The organism is Cuneatibacter caecimuris, assembly GCF_004216775.1.
Lineage (GTDB): Bacteria > Bacillota > Clostridia > Lachnospirales > Lachnospiraceae > Cuneatibacter > Cuneatibacter caecimuris.
In genome coordinates this window covers 47665-64356 of record NZ_SGXF01000006.1, presented here as the reverse complement: position 1 = coordinate 64356, position 16692 = coordinate 47665, and the positions used below count along the sequence as shown (strand labels likewise).

The following is a 16692-nucleotide window of genomic DNA, read 5'->3' as shown; positions in this document are numbered from 1 at the left end:
GGATATGAGCCAGACAATCACAGTCCGCCAGAACGGACAGCCTATTTATAATATTTTACTCCGGGACTCATTCGATGAAATGGGGGAGGCTATTGCTTTCCTGTCCCCTGAAAAAAAGAGAATCTGCATTGTCACAGACAGCAATGTAGCAGAATTTCATCTGAGTCAGATGGAAAAATTATTAACACCGATTTGTTCCCGGCTGATTTCTTTTATCTTTCCCGCCGGTGAGGCCCAGAAGAATCTGGATACGGTGCGCCGCCTGTATACCGCCCTCATAGAAGCAGGTTTTGACCGCGGAGATCTCCTTGTCGCTTTGGGAGGAGGCGTGGTAGGAGACCTAACAGGCTTTGCTGCCGCCACCTATTTGCGGGGAATCAGCTTTATTCAGGTTCCTACCACACTGCTTTCCCAGGTGGACAGCAGTATTGGGGGAAAAACCGGAGTGGATTTTGATTCCTATAAAAATATGGTAGGCGCTTTCAAACAGCCCAGCCTGGTTTATATGAACCTGTCTTCTCTGAATACCCTTCCGGAACGGGAATACTTGTCCGGAATGGGAGAAATTGTAAAGCACGGGATGATCAAAGACGCAGATTATTACCATTGGCTCCGGCAGAATACGGATAAAATTCTGAACAGAGATTATGATATTCTGGAAGAGATGATTGCAGTAAGCTGCCGGATTAAAAAAGATGTAGTGGAAAAAGATCCCACTGAACAGGGTGAACGGGCTCTGCTGAACTTTGGTCACACCCTGGGGCACGCGGTAGAAAAATTATGCGGTTTTTCCCTGCTGCATGGAGAATGTGTGGCCGCCGGCTGTATGGCTGCCCTTTACCTTTCCGGCATAAAAGGGAATATAGCTTCCCAGGAGCTGAATAACTGCAGGGCTCTTTTGGAGCTGCTGAAGCTGCCTGTAACGTTTCCTGCAGATCTTGATCCGGAAGATGTGATTCAGGCTACCAAACATGATAAAAAGATGTTTGCCGGCGTCATCCGCTTTATCCTGTTGAACCGGATAGGCAGCGCATATATAGATAATTCGGTTACGGATGAAGATATGCGGAACGCCTTGCAATATATGGGATTGGAGAATAAATAAAATGATAAAACATGTGAAGTCCTGTCTGACAGCGGCAGTTTCCGCACTGCTGCTGATTGGACTGGATCAATGGACAAAATTCCTGGCGGTAGCAAATTTAAAAAATCAAAAGCCTGTGGAGCTTATCTCAGGAGCGCTGGAGCTAAATTATTATGAAAATCACGGCGCAGCCTTTGGGCTGCTGCAGAACCAGAGAGTGCTTTTTATCGTTCTGACCATTGTCCTTGTAATCATTCTGGGATACCTGTATTGGAAAATCCCGCAGACGAAACGTTTCCTCCCACTGCGGATCATCGCAGTTTTTGTGATGGCAGGTGCGGCGGGAAATTTTATTGACCGGTTTCTGAATGGTTATGTAGTAGATTTTGTTTATTTTAAACTGATCAATTTCCCGATATTTAATGTTGCTGATTGTTATATCACAGTATCAGCCGCAGCTTTGCTGGTTCTGGCGTTTTTTTACTATAAAGAGGACGATGACTGGACCTGGATGCGTTTTTCCCGTAAAAAGCGTCATCATAATGGGGAAGAATCATGACGGAGCATTTTGAAGTTACTGAAGAATATGAAGGTGAACGGATCGATAAGTACCTGACTGCGCAGTTGGATACCCTGACCCGCTCTTATCTGCAGAAACTGATCAAATCCGGCGGTATTCTTGTAAATAGTTCTCCGGTAAAAAGCAGCTATCCGGTTGTCTGCGGAGACAGTGTCTCAGCGGAAATCCCTCCCGCTATGGAGCCGGAGATTCTGGCGGAAAATATTCCTCTGGATGTGGTATATGAAGATGAAGATGTAATTTTGGTTAATAAGCCAAAGGGCATGGTGGTGCATCCTGCTCCCGGCCATTATACAGGCACTCTGGTCAATGCTCTTACCATTGCCGCGGGCAGCTGTCCGGAATCAACGGAGTTTTACGGCCTGGTATTGTCCATCGCATAGATAAAGACACCACCGGCATCCTGATCGCCTGTAAAAACGACCTTGCTCATAATAAAATTGCTGAAGCACTGAAGGAACATTCCATCACCAGGGAATATCGAGCAGTGGTTTACGGGAATCTGAAAGACGAGGAAGGCAGTATTAATGTGCCCATCGGAAGACATCCCACCCAGCGGCTCAAAATGGCGGTGGCGGCCAGAGGAGGCCGTCATGCAGTGACCCATTACAAAGTTTTCGAAGCATTTCAAGGGTATTCCTATATCGCATGCCGGTTAGAAACCGGACGAACTCATCAGATCCGGGTTCATATGTCTTCTATCGGACATCCACTGGTGGGGGATGAACTGTATGGTCCTGCTAAATGTCCCTTTTCCGGTCTGAAGGGCCAGACGCTTCATGCGGAGTCTCTGGGGTTTGTACATCCCAGAACCAATGAATATATGGAATTTCACGCCCCTCTTCCTGCTTACTTTCAGAGTCTTCTCGAAAAATTGCGGAACTGACATAGAACCACTTAAACAGGTTATACTAACAGATACAGAAGAAAAGGAGATTCTCAGGTGAATATTTACGATATTCTGGGTCCTGTAATGGTAGGTCCATCCAGTTCACATACTGCCGGAGCTGTCCGCATCGGCCGGATCACTCAGAAATTGCTGGCCGGAATCCCAGCCCATGCAGAGATCACACTGCACGGCTCTTTTGCTGCTACCGGAGTAGGTCATGGGACAGATAAAGCTCTTCTGGCAGGACTGCTTGGGATGGAACCGGATGACATACGTATTCCGGACAGTGAGGAGCTGGCGGAGAAAAAAGGTATGAAATATCATTTTCATACCAAAAATATCCGCGGCGCACATCCGAACACCGCGCTGCTTCAGGTAAAGGGGCAAGATGGAAAGGAATTAAAAATACAGGCCAGTTCTCTGGGCGGCGGACGTATTATGGTGAACTACATCGACGATATCCGGGTTGATTTCACCGGAGAACAGCCTACGCTGATCGTTCATAATCATGATGAACCCGGGCATGTGGCCGAGGTATCCAAGGTCCTGTTCCAAAGCGGCATCAATATCGCAACCATGGCCCTCAACCGCTCCAGCCGGGGAGGTAGAGCAGTATTGGTAACAGAAACAGATACAGATATTCCACACTCTGTCGTGGAACATCTGCGTACCTGCACCGGAATTTTAAAAGTTACCTGCATCAATCTAGGGGAGGATTTTTGATGGCCTTTCAATCTATGGAAGAAATAATGCAGCAATGCAAAAATAAACAGATCAGTTTCGCTGAAGCAATAATCCAGGATGACTGCCAGGACCGGAATGTAACATCAGAAGAGACAAGAGCCAGGATGTATCAGATTTGGGATGCGATGCTGCTGGCTTCCGCTACTTACGAAAAAAATCTCCATTCAAAAAGCGGCCTGGTGGGCGGAGACGGCGGAAAGATGGAAAAATACTGCATGGAACAGGAATCCCTTTGCGGCAGTTTTATGGGTTCCGTGATTACTCAGGCTCTTCAGATGGGGGAATCCAATGCCTGCATGAAAAGAATTGTGGCAGCGCCTACAGCAGGTTCCTGTGGCGTTCTTCCGGCAGTTTTAATTCCCTATTTCAAATCCAGCGGATGCAGCATTGACCTGATCCTGGACGCGCTTTTTGTTTCTGCAGGAATCGGACAGGTAATTGCAGAACGGGCGTTTATATCCGGAGCGGCCGGAGGCTGCCAGGCTGAAGTAGGTTCTGCCAGTGCTATGGCCGCAGGAGCTATGGCGGCAGTAAAGGGCGGCAGCCCGGACCAGATCTCTCATGCTGCGGCAATCGCCCTGAAAAATATGCTTGGGCTGGTCTGTGATCCAGTAGCAGGTCTTGTGGAAGTTCCCTGTGTGAAGCGGAACGTAGCAGGAGCCGTAAATGCCATGGCCTCAGCAGATATGGCCCTGGCGGGAATAAAGAGCGCAATCCCTGCGGATCAGGTCATTGACGCCATGCGGGAGGTAGGGGAGAAGATGGATGTTTCTCTCCGGGAGACCGGAAGAGGAGGTCTTGCCAACACTCCAATCGGGCAAAAAGAGGCAAAGCATATCCGATCTCTGGAAGTACATTGATTTATTTGTATAATTTGCTGTACTTTTCCGCAATTCTGTGTTATTATTATGGTAAATAACAGAGTATATTGTCAACAGAGGGAAAGGGGTTGTTTATATGAACGGAAATCTTGTTATTACAATCGGCAGAGAATGCGGCAGTGCCGGCCGTCTGATCGGTAAGATGCTTGCTGAACGGCTGGGTGTGAAGTTTTATGACAAGGAGTTGCTGACGTTGGCGGCCAAACAGAGCGGGATGTGTAAGGAGCTGTTTGAATCCCATGATGAAAAGCCTACAAACAGTTTTCTTTATTCCCTGGTAATGGATACCTATTCCATGGGTTATACCACTTCATCATTTATGGATATGCCGCTCAATCACAAGGTTTTTCTGGCGCAGTTTGATACCATTAAGAAACTGGCTCTGGAAGAATCCTGTGTTATCGTTGGACGCTGCGCCGATTACGCTCTTGCGGAGTATCCGAGTATGATCAGCGTATTTATTTCCGGAAATGAGGAAGATAAAATACGTCATTTTGCAGAAGCCCAGAACGTAACACCGGAAAAAGCGAAAGATATTATAGCCAAAACAGATAAAAAACGTGCGAATTACTACAATTATTACTCCAACAAAAAATGGGGGGACGCGAAAAGCTATCATCTCTGCGTCAACAGCAGTATAACCGGGTATGAAGGGGCAGTGGATCTCATTCTGGAATTTATTCGGATTAAAGAAAAGAATCTTGGAACTAAGAAGGGATGATCTTGTCGTTGAAGATCCGTTGCAAAGCGTGGGAGGATGAATGGAAATAAACGAGAATATACTACAGCAGATATTAAGTAAGCTTGACGGGCTAGATACCAAAGTATCAGGGCTAGATACCAAAGTATCGGGGCTTGATGCTAAAGTATCAGGTCTTGATGCTAAAGTATCGGGGCTTGATGCTAAAGTATCAGGTCTTGATGCCAAAGTGGCGGAGCTTGCGGAAGGCCTGAAGGAAACCAACCTGCAAATGAGGAAAATGCAAAAAATGGATTCTATGATTCTGGACGAGGTTGAGCGGGTGCATGATATCATGTTACGTCGGACTGATGAGCTGAGTAAAAGAATAGGATGACAGTTAAAAAGAGCAGGTTCCGGCCTGCTCTTTCGATTCCACTTATAGAAATGTCCGCAAGTCTATGACAAGCTGTTCTTCCAGCCGGATCAGCTGTTTGGCAATATTCTTGGATCTTTCATCCGCAGCCTTATACTGGTTCAGATATCGGCAGAGAGATTTAACACCCATGTTGCATCCGTCCGTAATTAAATCTGCAATAGTTTGATCTGATTCATTCATAGTCAGTTTAACATTGGTCTTCAGCCACGACATCCCCTTGGCCATGGGATTGGGGTCTTTTCCTTCGTCATGATACTGGTCCAGCAAAGACTGAATTTCTTCTTTCAGCTTTTCATTCTCATTTTTACATTCGGAGAGCGCTTTGCGCAGTTCCTCATGATGGGCGTAATCTAAAACCTCGTCGATGGACGTTACGCCCATTTTAATTCCCGCATCGCATTCTCTCAGTAATTTAATGGTATCCTGTTCGATCATATCATCCTGCTCCTTTAGGTGGAACGCCGCAAAATGGCGCCTTCATCTGATACTGCAGATAGTATACCCTAAAAATGAAAAACTATATGCCAGATTAATCTTCTGAATCAGGGAGCTTTTCCCGAAGCCGGACAGCGGTTCTGGCCCTGCGGCGCTGATAATCATCCATGGCGGCGTAGTGTTTTCTGGTAGTATTGACATCAGAATGGCCCAGCACATCAGCCACCAGGTAGATATCGTTTGTTTCTTGATAGAGATTGGTGCCATATGTGCTGCGCAGCTTATGGGGCGTAATATGTTTCAACGTAGTCACAGTCTGAGCATATTTTTTAACCAGATTTTCCACGGAACGTACAGATATTCGTTTATTCTGTAAAGAGAGAAATAACGCGTCTGTACTGCCTTCTTCCGCGATCATATGCTTTCTTTCTTCCAGGTAGCAGGAGAGAGCTTCCTCCACTTCCTCACCGAAATAAACAATCATCTCTTTGCCGCCTTTGCGGTAAATTTTTATGCCGGCGTTCCGAAAATCCACATCCTGAATATTCAGGCCCACACATTCAGAAACGCGGATTCCTGTTCCCAAAAGCAGCGTCATCAGAGCAAGATCCCGGACTTTGGTTCTGGCATGATATGCCTGCTGCCGTTTTGTCAGTTTATCCCCCTGTTCCACTTCATCCAGCAAAACCGCGATTTCATCCACATCCAGCCGTACAATATTCTTTTCATGCAGTTTGGGCATATCCACCAGAGCCGCCGGATTGGATTCTATCATCTGGTTTTTATAGAGATAATTATAAAAAGAGCGCAGAGAGGCCAGTTTTCTCCGCTGTCCCCGTTCCCCATTGATATGCCCCTGGTCATCCTCCGAGCGATAGTATTTCACAAATTCAAGATAATCAGAGATATCCACAGGTGTGAGCTGTTCCAGATGGGAGAGCGTAATATCCTGCAGATTCAGCTTCTGAATCACAGGGTTTTCTCGCTGAAGGAATTCAAAGAATATATGCAGGTCATAGGCATATGCAATTCTGGTGCGGGAAGATGTCTGCGGCTCAATTCCTCTGAAATAAGTCTTTACAAAAGGCGGAAGCGGTTTTAGAAGTTCACGAAGCTTTTCAGTATTCGCTATATTGATCTGTTCATGATAAGGAAGTTCTGCCATGATATACTCACTCCATTCGTTAATTTATTAACATAGGTTGAAAATTATTTTTCCCAGTTTTTTAAGGGGTACTTGCGGATTGCAGAAAAGATATGTTCTTTTGCATCTGGTGTTTCCCGTATCAACTGGCTCAGAAGCCTGCTGGAAAACTCACGCTTAGTCTTTCCATCCGCCGGACAGGGATTCTTCCGCACAGGGAGGCGATAGAGATTCTGAAATCCTACAATATCAGATTCATTCACATAGATCAGGGGGCGGATTAAGGTAACCTGCATCCGGTCCAGATATGTCACAGGCGAAAAGGTATGTATGCGGCCTTCATAGATCAGGGACAATAGCATGGTTTCCACCACATCGTCTTTGTGATGGGCGTAGGCAATTTTATTGCAGCCCAGCTCCCGGGCTTTCGTGTTGAAAGCGCCTTTGCGCATTTTCGCGCAGAGAGAACAGGGATTAGATTCTCTGCGGACATCAAAAACAATTTCACCAATCTGTGTGGAGACAATATGATAAGGAACTTCCAGTTCTTTACATAGCTTTGAAATTTCTGATAGATCAAATTCCGGAAATCCCAGATCGACTGTGATGGCAAAAAGTTCAAATTTATTCGGGTAAAAGCGCCGCAGGCCCTGCAGGGCGTACAGCAGTGCAAGACTGTCTTTGCCTCCAGAAATTCCCACAGCAATTTTGTCTCCATTCTGAATCATCTGATAATCATCTACAGCCCGGCGGGCATAACTCAGCAACTGTTGCAGTTTCATATAATATTTATACCTTTCTCTTGTTTTTCTTGATACTCTTCGTTAAACTAGGGTTTCGCGAAAAGTTTATATGCTTACTATACCACATTTCAGCACTCCTTGCAAGGTTGACTTGCCAAAGAGTTTTGCCTATGATATAATAGCAAAGATTCTTTGGGTTTAAGGAGGCCAGAGTAAAACAACTTCATATTCAGCGCCATGCACCTGTCTGATCGTGAAACGGGCTGAAATCCGTAGGCAGGTTAACGAGGTGAAAGGTGATCGAAATATTCGGCGGATGCCTTTCCGTACAGCCTTGGTACGTTATGCGGGGACAAATATGCGGGTAACTGCAAAACAAATCCTCTGCAACAAGGCCTTTTTGTTGTTCCTGAAATCATATACTATTTTAGAAAATCAAAGGAGAATGACATTAAATGTGTGGAATTATTGGATATACGGGGACACTCCCGGCTCAGCCAGTGCTTCTGGACGGCCTGGAGCTGTTAGAATATCGTGGTTATGACAGCGCCGGAATTGCGCTTCAATCTTCTGGCGGACAAATTATGATCACTAAAAAAGCAGGAAAAGTCGCTGCATTGCGCGGGGCCTGCGCGCATGCGGATCTGCTCTCCTGCTGCGGCATTGGCCATACACGCTGGGCTACGCACGGCGGAGTTACTGACGGTAATGCGCATCCCCACCGTGTGGGTAAAGTATCATTAATCCATAATGGGATTATTGAAAATTATCACGACCTGGTAGGCCGTTTTAATCTCCAGGATCAGCTGCACTCTGATACTGATACAGAGGTGGCCGCCGCCGTGATCAATCACTTTTATCAGGGGGATCCTTTTCAGGCATTGAAACATGCAATATCTCAATTTATTGGTTCTTTTGCCTTCTGTGTGCTTTTTGATGACCAGCCTGGTAAAATTTTTGCTGTGCGTAATGTAAGCCCTATGGTTGCTGCACATTGCGAAGAAGGTTCTTTTATCGCTTCAGATCTCACCGCCCTGATCGCCTATTCAGATCAGTATTTTATTGTACCCGAATATCATATCCTGACACTGTCCGCAAATGGAATTCAGATTCAGGATATGGATGGACAGGCGATTCATCCGGATATGCTGACAGTGAACTGGTCCATAGAAGCAGCTCAGAAAAACGGATTCCCTCATTTTATGCTGAAAGAGATCCATGAACAGCCTGATGCTCTTCATAATACCGTTGCGCCCAGAATAAAGGATGGTCTCCCGGACTTTTCCAGCGATGGTGTTCCGGACGATATTTTTCGTGGATGCAATAAGATTTATATTATTGCCTGCGGGACGGCTATGCACGCCGGAATGGTGTGCAAAACCATGATAGAGCCCTTGATGCGCATCCCTGTCACTGTCTCCATCGCCTCAGAGTTTCGATATGAAGATCCTCTGGTGGATGAAAATACGCTGGTCATTGCTATCTCACAGTCAGGGGAAACCATTGATACCCTGGAGGCGCTTCGGCTCTCCAGAAGATGCCATGCCAGAACACTGGCAGTTGTAAATGTGAAGGGCTCTACGATTGCCCGCGAATGTGATAACGTGATCTATACGCATGCCGGTCCAGAGATTGCTGTTGCCAGCACCAAAGCTTATACCGTGCAGTTAGCTGCTTTGTATCTGATCGGCTGTAAATTAGGCCTTGTCAATGCAAAATATACGCTCAAACAGGCCCGGGCATTTATTGTCAGCCTGCAGAAGGCAATTCCTGCTATCGGAAGGATACTGGAACAGGAGAACACAATCAAAAAGGTAGTGGAACCGCTCTCATCGGCCCAGGATACTTTTTTCATCGGCAGAGGGCTGGACTATACTCTTTCGTTGGAAGGCGCATTAAAACTGAAGGAAATCTCTTATATTCACGCAGAAGCATATGCAGCTGGCGAATTAAAACATGGTACTATTGCACTGATTACAGATGGAGTACCTGTGATTGCCATTGCCACCCAAAAACGGGTTATGGCTAAAACACTTTCGAATATCAGGGAAGTGAAAGCCAGAGGCGCTTATGTGATTCTGCTGACAAAAGAAAATAACGTGACTGACCAGGATGTTTACGATGTTCAGCTTCCCCTCCCCGAGCTGGACGATATGTTCATGGTGTTCCCTGCAGCGGTGGCGCTGCAGCTAATTGCCTATTATACATCAGTTAACAAAGGTGTGGACGTGGATAAGCCCAGAAACCTGGCAAAATCCGTGACTGTGGAATAATTTGTTTCTCTGTAAAAGGTGAGAAGTCGCGGGGAGGCGGCAGGAAAACTTCAGAGATTAATGTCTGACGGCTGTAGTCTCCTGATTTTTTCTGCCGCCTCTCTGCCGTGAGGGCGCCTTCTGGCTGCATATCACTGTAGCAGCGCCATGTACTGTTGTACTCCAATTAGCTTTCTTAGCGGTATCCAAAAGAATTTGCGGAGACTGCCTGCACTTCCTGACTCTCTTGATGAGTATATGCCACTGTCAGGTAACTGCCCGCCTGGATCTTATCTCCGGAAATTCCGTTCATTTTTTTTAGCTTCTCAAGATATTCCCGAACAGGTATTCCGGTTTTTTTTGAATACTTTTCTGCAATGCTCCAAAGGGTGTCTCCATGCTGAATGCAGACTGATGTATAGTAATAGGACTCTTGCCCGGATCGCTCTGTTCCGGCAGCTGTACGCACCGCTAGGATAAGCACAATGCTTAAAACCATGATAAACACTATAAGTACCCATAATATTCCTGGCTTAGGCTTTGTTTTGCAGTTAGACATATTGTTTGCATTCGTTCCTCTCATCTTCAGTACCTCCTCATCTGATAATAGTGAACAGATGTTGCGAACATTTGTTTTGTACTGCCATTATAAACCAGGAACTAATGTTTGTCAACATGGATTTCTGCTTTTTTCGAACAAATTTTCGAAACATTTGTTTGCATTTTACGATATAATATGCTATACTGATTTAAGAATATAATTTTAGGAGGAATATTATGATGACAGGAAGGATTTCCAAAAAACAGGAAGAGATTTTAGAATACCTGAAAGAACAGATTCTGACAAAAGGATATCCGCCTGCGGTCCGTGAAATATGCGAAGCCGTCAACCTGCGTTCCACTTCTTCTGTCCACGCCCATCTGGAAACCCTGGAGAAATTGGGTTACATCCGACGGGATCCCACAAAGCCCAGGGCAATTGAGATCACGGATGAGAGTTTTTCTATGGTGCGCAGAGAATTGGTGAATATCCCGATTGTCGGCCAGGTTGCCGCAGGCACTCCGATTTTGGCTGAACAGAATATTGACGGATACTTTCCTTTGCCGGCAGAAATGGTCCCCTCTTCCGGGGAATTATACATGCTCAATGTAAAAGGAGACAGTATGATTAACGCCGGGATTCTGAACGGAGACCGCCTGATCGTACAGCATACGGAATCTGCTCGCAATGGCGAAATTGTAGTTGCTCTTCTGGATGATTCCGCAACTGTAAAACGCTTTTATAAAGAAAAAGGCCATGTCCGCCTACAGCCGGACAATGACAATATGGAACCCATTATCGTAGAGCAGGTTTCCGTAATCGGGAAGGTTGTGGGCCTTCTGCGCACCCATATGCAGTGATAATTTACATAATAATATTATGTCACTTGTATGGGTACGCTTTGTAATAGTCCGGCCCTCTTGCAGAAATCTGTCATCTGTGTTATGTTGATAATCTCGGAAGCTGATTCGAGGGAGGTATTTGTTATGGCACAGGAAGATATGCTTCAGCTGATTTTATAGAAATTAGGCGCGTTAGAGAATGGTCAGAAAAGGCTGGAAGAGGGAAGCGATGGGTTGCCAGTAATGAACTGATAGCCCATCGCTTATTCTATTGCATAGGGAACTGCGTTCCTTATGCAATAAAACCCTCCGGAGGATCGCACTGCGGCGTAAGGAATTATGTCGCTAATTGCGACACGCCGAAGGCGGGGAATCCCGCGAAACCTCTGATGACTTATGCGTAAAGACGAATAATCTCTATAATCAGCTCCACGATTTTCTCCATAGACTGTACACAAGCGTATTCAAATCTCCCATGAGCGTTACAGCCGCCTGTGCAGAGATTCGGACAGGGAAGTCCCATATAGGACAGCCGCGCTCCGTCCGTTCCGCCGCGGATAGGAGAAACCAGGGGCGGAATTCCCAGCTTTTCCATTGCCTTTTTAGCGTTATCAATCAGATGCATATGAGGCTCTATCATTTCTCGCATATTTCGGTAAGAACATTCTTCTGTCAGCAAGAAACTTCCTTCTCCATATTTTTCATTCAGGTATTCTGCAATCTTTTGGAATCGTTCCACTTTCTTATCAAACTTTTCTGCATCATGATCTCTAATAATATATTCCATTACAGCCTTTTCCACAGAGCCATTCATTTCATCCAGATGATAAAAACCCTCATAACCTTCCGTGAATGCAGGATTTTCAAATACCGGCAGCATCTGATGAAACTCCATTGCCATCAGAAGCGCATTTTTCATCACGCCTTTCGCGCTGCCGGGATGAATGCTCTTACCGGTCACCGTCACACGATAGTTTACTGCATTAAAGTTTTCGAATTCCAGATCTCCCAGAGGACCGCTGTCCACAGTGTAAGCATAGTCAGCGCCAAATCCCTCCACATCAAAAAAGTCAACGCCGCGCCCCACTTCTTCGTCTGGAGTGAAACCGATCTGCACAGCGCCATGAGGGATTTCAGGATGAGCCAGCAAATATTCAGCTGCCGCCATTATTTCCGCAACTCCCGCTTTATCGTCTGCGCCCAGCAGCGTCGTTCCGTCTGTTACTACCAGATCCTGCCCTTTCACCAGCTTCAGCGAAGGATTTTCAGCCGCTTTCATCACAATCTGCTTTTCTTCATTCAGCAGTATGTCTCCGCCTTCATAATGTATCACTCTTGCTTTCACATCTTTTCCTGAAACTGCGGGAGAAGTATCCATATGGGCAATAAATCCCAGAGAGGGAACTTCCTGCTTTGCAGTGGCAGGTATGGTGGCATAGACATAACAGTGTTCTTCGGACAGGCGCACGTTTTCCGCTCCCATCTCTTTCAGCTGTTCTGCCAGATGGCGGGCCAGGGCGTACTGTTTTTTGGTGCTGGGCACCTGATCCTCATTTGCCTTAGACTGCGTGTCATATTTCACATAATCTAAAAAATAATCCAATACTTTTGACATGTCTCCTCCTTCTCTCTGATGCGGCCTGTCATTTCTGCGCGCTTAACGATTGGCCAACTCCCGGGTAATCTCTTCCCAAGTCACTCCCTTTTCTGCCATCAGCACCATGACATGGTAAAGAAAATCAGAAATTTCATATATAATTTCTTCCGGATCTGGATTCTTCGCTGCAATAACTATTTCTGTAGCTTCCTCTCCCACCTTTTTCAGAATTTTATCAATTCCCTTATCAAACAAGTAATTTGTATAAGATCCTTCCCTTGGATGAAGTTTCCGATCCAGTATCACCTGGTACACTTCTTCAAACACTTTATTGGGATTTGTGTTTCTATCATCTTTTTTCACCACTTCATTGAAGAAGCAGCTTCTGGCGCCTGTATGGCAGGCAGCCCCCACCTGATGAACTTTTGCCAGCAGTGTGTCAAAATCGCAGTCAGCTGTCAGAGATTTTACATACTGAAAGTGCCCGGAAGTCTCTCCTTTCAGCCACAGGCTCTGCCTGCTCCTGCTGAAGTAAGTCATCCTGCCGCTTTCCACTGTCTTCTGGAAGGACGTTTCATTCATGTACGCAAGCATCAGGACTTCGTCTGTTGCAGCATCCTGCACCACAGCAGGCACAAGGCCGTCTGAATTCTTTTTCAGATCTGACCAGCTCAGCTTCTGTTCCCAGAATTCCACTGGGACACCTTCTGATTTCAGCTGGAGCTTCCATCCGAAAAGGTCTGTTTCCGGAGAAACAGACAGAAATATAAATTCCGGTTCATCTTCTGCCTGCAGCCTGACTCCATCAAAATTTGCCGCACAGCATAATTCCGGGAGCATGCGAACCTTTTCTTTTCCAAACCGCTCTGCCCCTTCCTGGCACACTTGTTCATCCCCCGGCAGCCCCAGCACGCCGGCGGCTCCTGTATAGAGGTATTTCTTCACATCTTCCAGACGTTTCAGATGTCCTCCCAGATAGAGGGGAAGGTCCAGCTTTCGGCAGATCTTCTTCTGGCACGCCACTGCAGCGTCGTGATCCTGATCTGTTTCAGACAAGTCCAGCAGAAGCAGCCCATCTGCTCCATGATTAAAACAGCCCAGGGCGGCTTCAAAGGTATTCTCCGAAAAACATCCGTTCCGGTCAGGCGAAGCTTTCTCCCCCACGGTATAGAGAGTGGGAATCAACTGAATTTTTCTCTTGCTCATACTGTCCCTCTTTCAAACTCCTGCACTGCTTTTTCCAATGCAATGCGGTTCTCATAAAGCGCTTTGCCGATGATGGCGCCATGGATACCGGCTTGTTCAATCCGTCTTAAATCTTCCATGGAGCTCACTCCTCCGGAAGCGATGACGTTCACGCCGGCAGCTTCCGATAAAGCCCTGGTAGCTTCCACATTTGGGCCCTGCAGCATTCCGTCCCTGGATATATCGGTATATACAATGGTGGGGATACCCATGGATTTCATGAGTCCGCCCAGCTCCAGGGCTGTTACCGTGCTGGTCTTTTCCCATCCGTTCACTGCCACCATGCCGTTTTTTGCGTCGATTCCTGCCACAATCCGCTCCGGACCGAACAGTTCTGCCATTTCTCCCAGAAACTCCGGCCGTTCCACAGCCTTGGTCCCTATAATCACCCGGCTTACGCCTAAATTCAGCACTTCTCTGATATCTTTCTCCGTGCGGATACCGCCGCCCAGCTGGATAGGGATCTGCAGCCGTTCGGCAATTTTTGCGATTACATTCCGGTTCACGCCTCGTCCGTATTTTGCCCCGTCCAGGTCCACCAGGTGCAGAAAGCCTGCTCCACAGCGTTCCCACTTTTCAGCCATTTCCCAAGGCCGGTCCGAATAAACCGTAATATCTTCGAAAGCGCCCTGGGTCAGGCGCACACATTTTCCATCTTTTAAATCAATCGCAGGATATAATTTCATCTTTTCCTCCTCACAGGCTGCCTTTTGTGGAGAGCACTTCCTGAATCCGCGCATCCAGGGACGTGGCCTCATCCAGCGCTCTGGCAAAAGCCTTGAACATCCCCTCAGCAATATGGTGGGCGTTCTCTCCGGCCAGCTGCCTCAGGTGAAGATTCATCGCCCCACTGTAAGAAACGGCATAAAAAAATTCTTTTATCATTTCTGTATCGAAATTTCCGATCCGTTCGGAGTGAAACTCTGCCTGATACCCAAAATAAGGCCGTCCGGACAGGTCCACTGCGCACAACACCAGTGTCTCGTCCATGGGCAGAATCATGGAGCCATAGCGTTTCATGGATTTTTTATCGCCCACAGCCTGTTTGATTGCCTGCCCCAGAACAATTCCGACATCTTCGATCGTATGGTGACAGTCCACTTCCAGATCCCCTGCCACCTGTAATTTTAAGTCGAACATGCCATGCCGGGCAAAGCTGTTGAGCATATGGTCAAAAAATCCGATACCGGTGGATATTTCTGCTGTTCCTGCTCCATCCAGGTTCAGTTCCAGTGAGATCCGGGTTTCGGTTGTATTTCTGGTAATTGCAGCCATCCGTTTCATAAAACCCCTCCCATCATTCCTTTCCTTCAAATCTGACTCTGATAGAATTTGCGTGAGCCGTCAAATGCTCTGCTTCGGCAAACTTGATGATATCTTCATGCACCGGTTCCAGCGCCTCTTTGGAGTAGTAGATAATGCTGGATTTTTTTACATAATCATCCACATTCAGGGGAGAGAAAAACTTGGCTGTACCATTGGTAGGCAGAACATGATTGGGGCCTGCAAAGTAATCCCCCAGAGGCTCTGAGCTGTACTGGCCCAGGAAAATTGCTCCTGCGTTCCTGATTTTCGTCATCACTTCAAACGGATTTGCAGTGACAATTTCCAGATGCTCCGATGCGATATCGTTGGCGGTATCCACGGCCTCCTGAAGAGAATCCACTACAAGAATGTATCCGTAATTCTCCAGAGATTTCTCCAGAATTTCTTTTCTGGACAGCTCCTGCAGAAATTGATCAACCTCTCCCGCCACTTCTTCCGCCAGTTTCTGGCTGGTGGTCACTAGAATCGCACTGGCCAGTTCATCGTGTTCTGCCTGAGACAGCAAATCGGCCGCCACATACCGGGGATTCGCAGTCTCATCTGCAATCACCAGGATCTCGCTGGGGCCCGCGATACTGTCGATGCTCACATGTCCGTATACCGCCTTCTTAGCCAGCGCCACATAAATATTCCCGGGACCCACAATCTTGTCCACTCTGGGTATGGATTCTGTCCCAAAGGCCAGCGCTGCCACCGCCTGGGCGCCGCCCGCTTTATATACTTGCGTGGCCCCTGCAAGATGAGCTGCCACCAGAGTGACAGGATTCACTTTTCCCTGGGCGTTGCAGGGCGTTACCATCACAATTTGGGAGACTCCCGCCACCTGTGCAGGCACAATATTCATCAGCACAGAGGAGGGATAAGCCGCCTTGCCTCCCGGCACATAAACGCCTACGCTGGCCAATGGGGTAATTTTCTGCCCCAGAATGCTGCCGTCAGGCCTGGTGTCAAACCAGGAATACCGCTTTTGTTTTTCATGATAGGACCTGATATTAACCAGCGCCCTTTTCATTACTTCCACCAGCTCCGGATCCACCTGGTCCATGGCTTCCTGCAGCTCATCTTCTGTAACACGAACATTCTCCGCTGTTACGATGGCATGATCAAATTTTTCTGTATAGGCAAAAAGCGCCCTGTCTCCTTCTGCCTTTACCGTATCTACGATCACCTGAACCGCATCCGCGTACTGCGTATAGTGGTTGGGGTCTCTTTTCAAAAGATCCTCCAGCAGGTTTTTCTTATTCTCTTCGTTTAATTTCAGTATTCTCATA

Annotated in this window: 17 protein-coding genes and 1 pseudogene; 9 read left to right on the top strand and 9 right to left on the bottom strand. The window is 46.9% G+C overall.

Annotated elements, in window-relative coordinates; genetic code table 11:
* The first annotated feature begins 4 nt into the window (after nucleotides 1–4).
* From aroB to EV209_RS13075, 7 genes and pseudogenes are all read left to right on the top strand, one after another.
* Complete coding sequence (gene aroB, locus EV209_RS13105; RefSeq protein WP_130435927.1) at nucleotides 5–1105, top strand: 3-dehydroquinate synthase; 1101 nt, start codon at nucleotides 5–7, stop codon at nucleotides 1103–1105.
* A gap of 1 nt (nucleotide 1106) precedes the next feature.
* Nucleotides 1107–1643 carry a signal peptidase II gene (lspA, locus tag EV209_RS13100; protein WP_130435926.1) on the top strand — a complete coding sequence of 179 codons (537 nt, stop codon included), beginning with the start codon at nucleotides 1107–1109 and terminating at the stop codon, nucleotides 1641–1643.
* A pseudogene (locus tag EV209_RS16990) lies at nucleotides 1640–2550 on the top strand (RluA family pseudouridine synthase). The gene lspA and the pseudogene EV209_RS16990 overlap by 4 nt, the downstream one beginning before the upstream one ends.
* 57 nt (nucleotides 2551–2607) lie before the next feature.
* Entirely contained in the window at nucleotides 2608–3276 is a 669-nt protein-coding gene (sdaAB, locus tag EV209_RS13090) for an L-serine ammonia-lyase, iron-sulfur-dependent subunit beta (RefSeq protein ID WP_130435925.1), read from the top strand.
* A complete protein-coding gene (gene sdaAA / locus EV209_RS13085; protein WP_130435924.1) occupies nucleotides 3276–4157 on the top strand; it encodes an L-serine ammonia-lyase, iron-sulfur-dependent, subunit alpha in 882 nt (293 codons plus the stop codon). Before sdaAB ends, sdaAA begins: the two co-directional genes overlap by 1 nt.
* A 97-nt stretch (nucleotides 4158–4254) precedes the next feature.
* Nucleotides 4255–4899, top strand: coding sequence for a cytidylate kinase-like family protein (locus tag EV209_RS13080; protein ID WP_130435923.1), 645 nt, complete (start codon nucleotides 4255–4257; stop codon nucleotides 4897–4899).
* A gap of 40 nt (nucleotides 4900–4939) precedes the next feature.
* Nucleotides 4940–5254 (top strand): hypothetical protein, encoded by a 315-nt coding sequence (locus EV209_RS13075; protein WP_130435922.1) that lies wholly within the window; start codon nucleotides 4940–4942, stop codon nucleotides 5252–5254.
* Between the two features lie 42 nt (nucleotides 5255–5296).
* On the opposite strand, the gene EV209_RS13070 is transcribed toward EV209_RS13075, so the two are convergent.
* The 3 genes from EV209_RS13070 to EV209_RS13060 all read right to left on the bottom strand — a co-directional run bounded on the left by EV209_RS13070 (nucleotide 5297) and on the right by EV209_RS13060 (nucleotide 7657).
* Nucleotides 5297–5731: a hypothetical protein gene (locus tag EV209_RS13070; protein WP_130435921.1), complete on the bottom strand. Its 435-nt coding sequence runs from the start codon at nucleotides 5729–5731 to the stop codon at nucleotides 5297–5299.
* 94 nt (nucleotides 5732–5825) lie between these two features.
* The gene (locus EV209_RS13065) at nucleotides 5826–6896 is read right to left on the bottom strand and encodes a tyrosine-type recombinase/integrase (RefSeq protein WP_130435920.1); all 1071 of its coding nucleotides are present in this window, start codon (nucleotides 6894–6896) and stop codon (nucleotides 5826–5828) included.
* Between the two features lie 44 nt (nucleotides 6897–6940).
* Nucleotides 6941–7657, bottom strand: coding sequence for a tRNA 2-thiocytidine biosynthesis TtcA family protein (locus tag EV209_RS13060; RefSeq protein ID WP_130435919.1), 717 nt, complete (start codon nucleotides 7655–7657; stop codon nucleotides 6941–6943).
* A 416-nt stretch (nucleotides 7658–8073) separates the two neighbouring features.
* On the opposite strand from EV209_RS13060, the gene glmS reads away from it, so the two are divergent.
* Nucleotides 8074–9891: a glutamine--fructose-6-phosphate transaminase (isomerizing) gene (gene glmS, locus EV209_RS13055; RefSeq protein ID WP_130435918.1), complete on the top strand. Its 1818-nt coding sequence runs from the start codon at nucleotides 8074–8076 to the stop codon at nucleotides 9889–9891.
* 175 nt (nucleotides 9892–10066) lie between these two features.
* On the opposite strand, the gene yneA is transcribed toward glmS, so the two are convergent.
* Nucleotides 10067–10453, bottom strand: coding sequence for a cell division suppressor protein YneA (gene yneA / locus EV209_RS13050; protein WP_130435917.1), 387 nt, complete (start codon nucleotides 10451–10453; stop codon nucleotides 10067–10069).
* 194 nt (nucleotides 10454–10647) lie between these two features.
* On the opposite strand from yneA, the gene lexA reads away from it, so the two are divergent.
* Entirely contained in the window at nucleotides 10648–11271 is a 624-nt protein-coding gene (gene lexA / locus EV209_RS13045; protein ID WP_130435916.1) for a transcriptional repressor LexA, read from the top strand.
* A gap of 376 nt (nucleotides 11272–11647) precedes the next feature.
* Here lexA and pepT read toward each other — a convergent pair whose 3' ends face one another.
* The 5 genes from pepT to hisD are packed head-to-tail and all read right to left on the bottom strand — an operon-like array spanning nucleotide 11648 to nucleotide 16691.
* Complete coding sequence (gene pepT / locus EV209_RS13040) at nucleotides 11648–12868, bottom strand: peptidase T (protein WP_130435915.1); 1221 nt, start codon at nucleotides 12866–12868, stop codon at nucleotides 11648–11650.
* Nucleotides 12869–12910: 42 nt separating this feature from the next.
* A complete protein-coding gene (gene hisIE / locus EV209_RS13035; protein WP_130435914.1) occupies nucleotides 12911–14056 on the bottom strand; it encodes a bifunctional phosphoribosyl-AMP cyclohydrolase/phosphoribosyl-ATP diphosphatase HisIE in 1146 nt (381 codons plus the stop codon).
* Nucleotides 14053–14781, bottom strand: coding sequence for a 1-(5-phosphoribosyl)-5-[(5-phosphoribosylamino)methylideneamino]imidazole-4-carboxamide isomerase (hisA, locus tag EV209_RS13030; RefSeq protein WP_130435913.1), 729 nt, complete (start codon nucleotides 14779–14781; stop codon nucleotides 14053–14055). Before hisA ends, hisIE begins: the two co-directional genes overlap by 4 nt.
* Before the next feature lie 10 nt (nucleotides 14782–14791).
* Entirely contained in the window at nucleotides 14792–15379 is a 588-nt protein-coding gene (gene hisB, locus EV209_RS13025) for an imidazoleglycerol-phosphate dehydratase HisB (protein ID WP_130435912.1), read from the bottom strand.
* Nucleotides 15380–15392: 13 nt separating this feature from the next.
* A complete protein-coding gene (gene hisD / locus EV209_RS13020) occupies nucleotides 15393–16691 on the bottom strand; it encodes a histidinol dehydrogenase (protein ID WP_130435911.1) in 1299 nt (432 codons plus the stop codon).
* Nucleotide 16692: the final 1 nt, after the last annotated feature.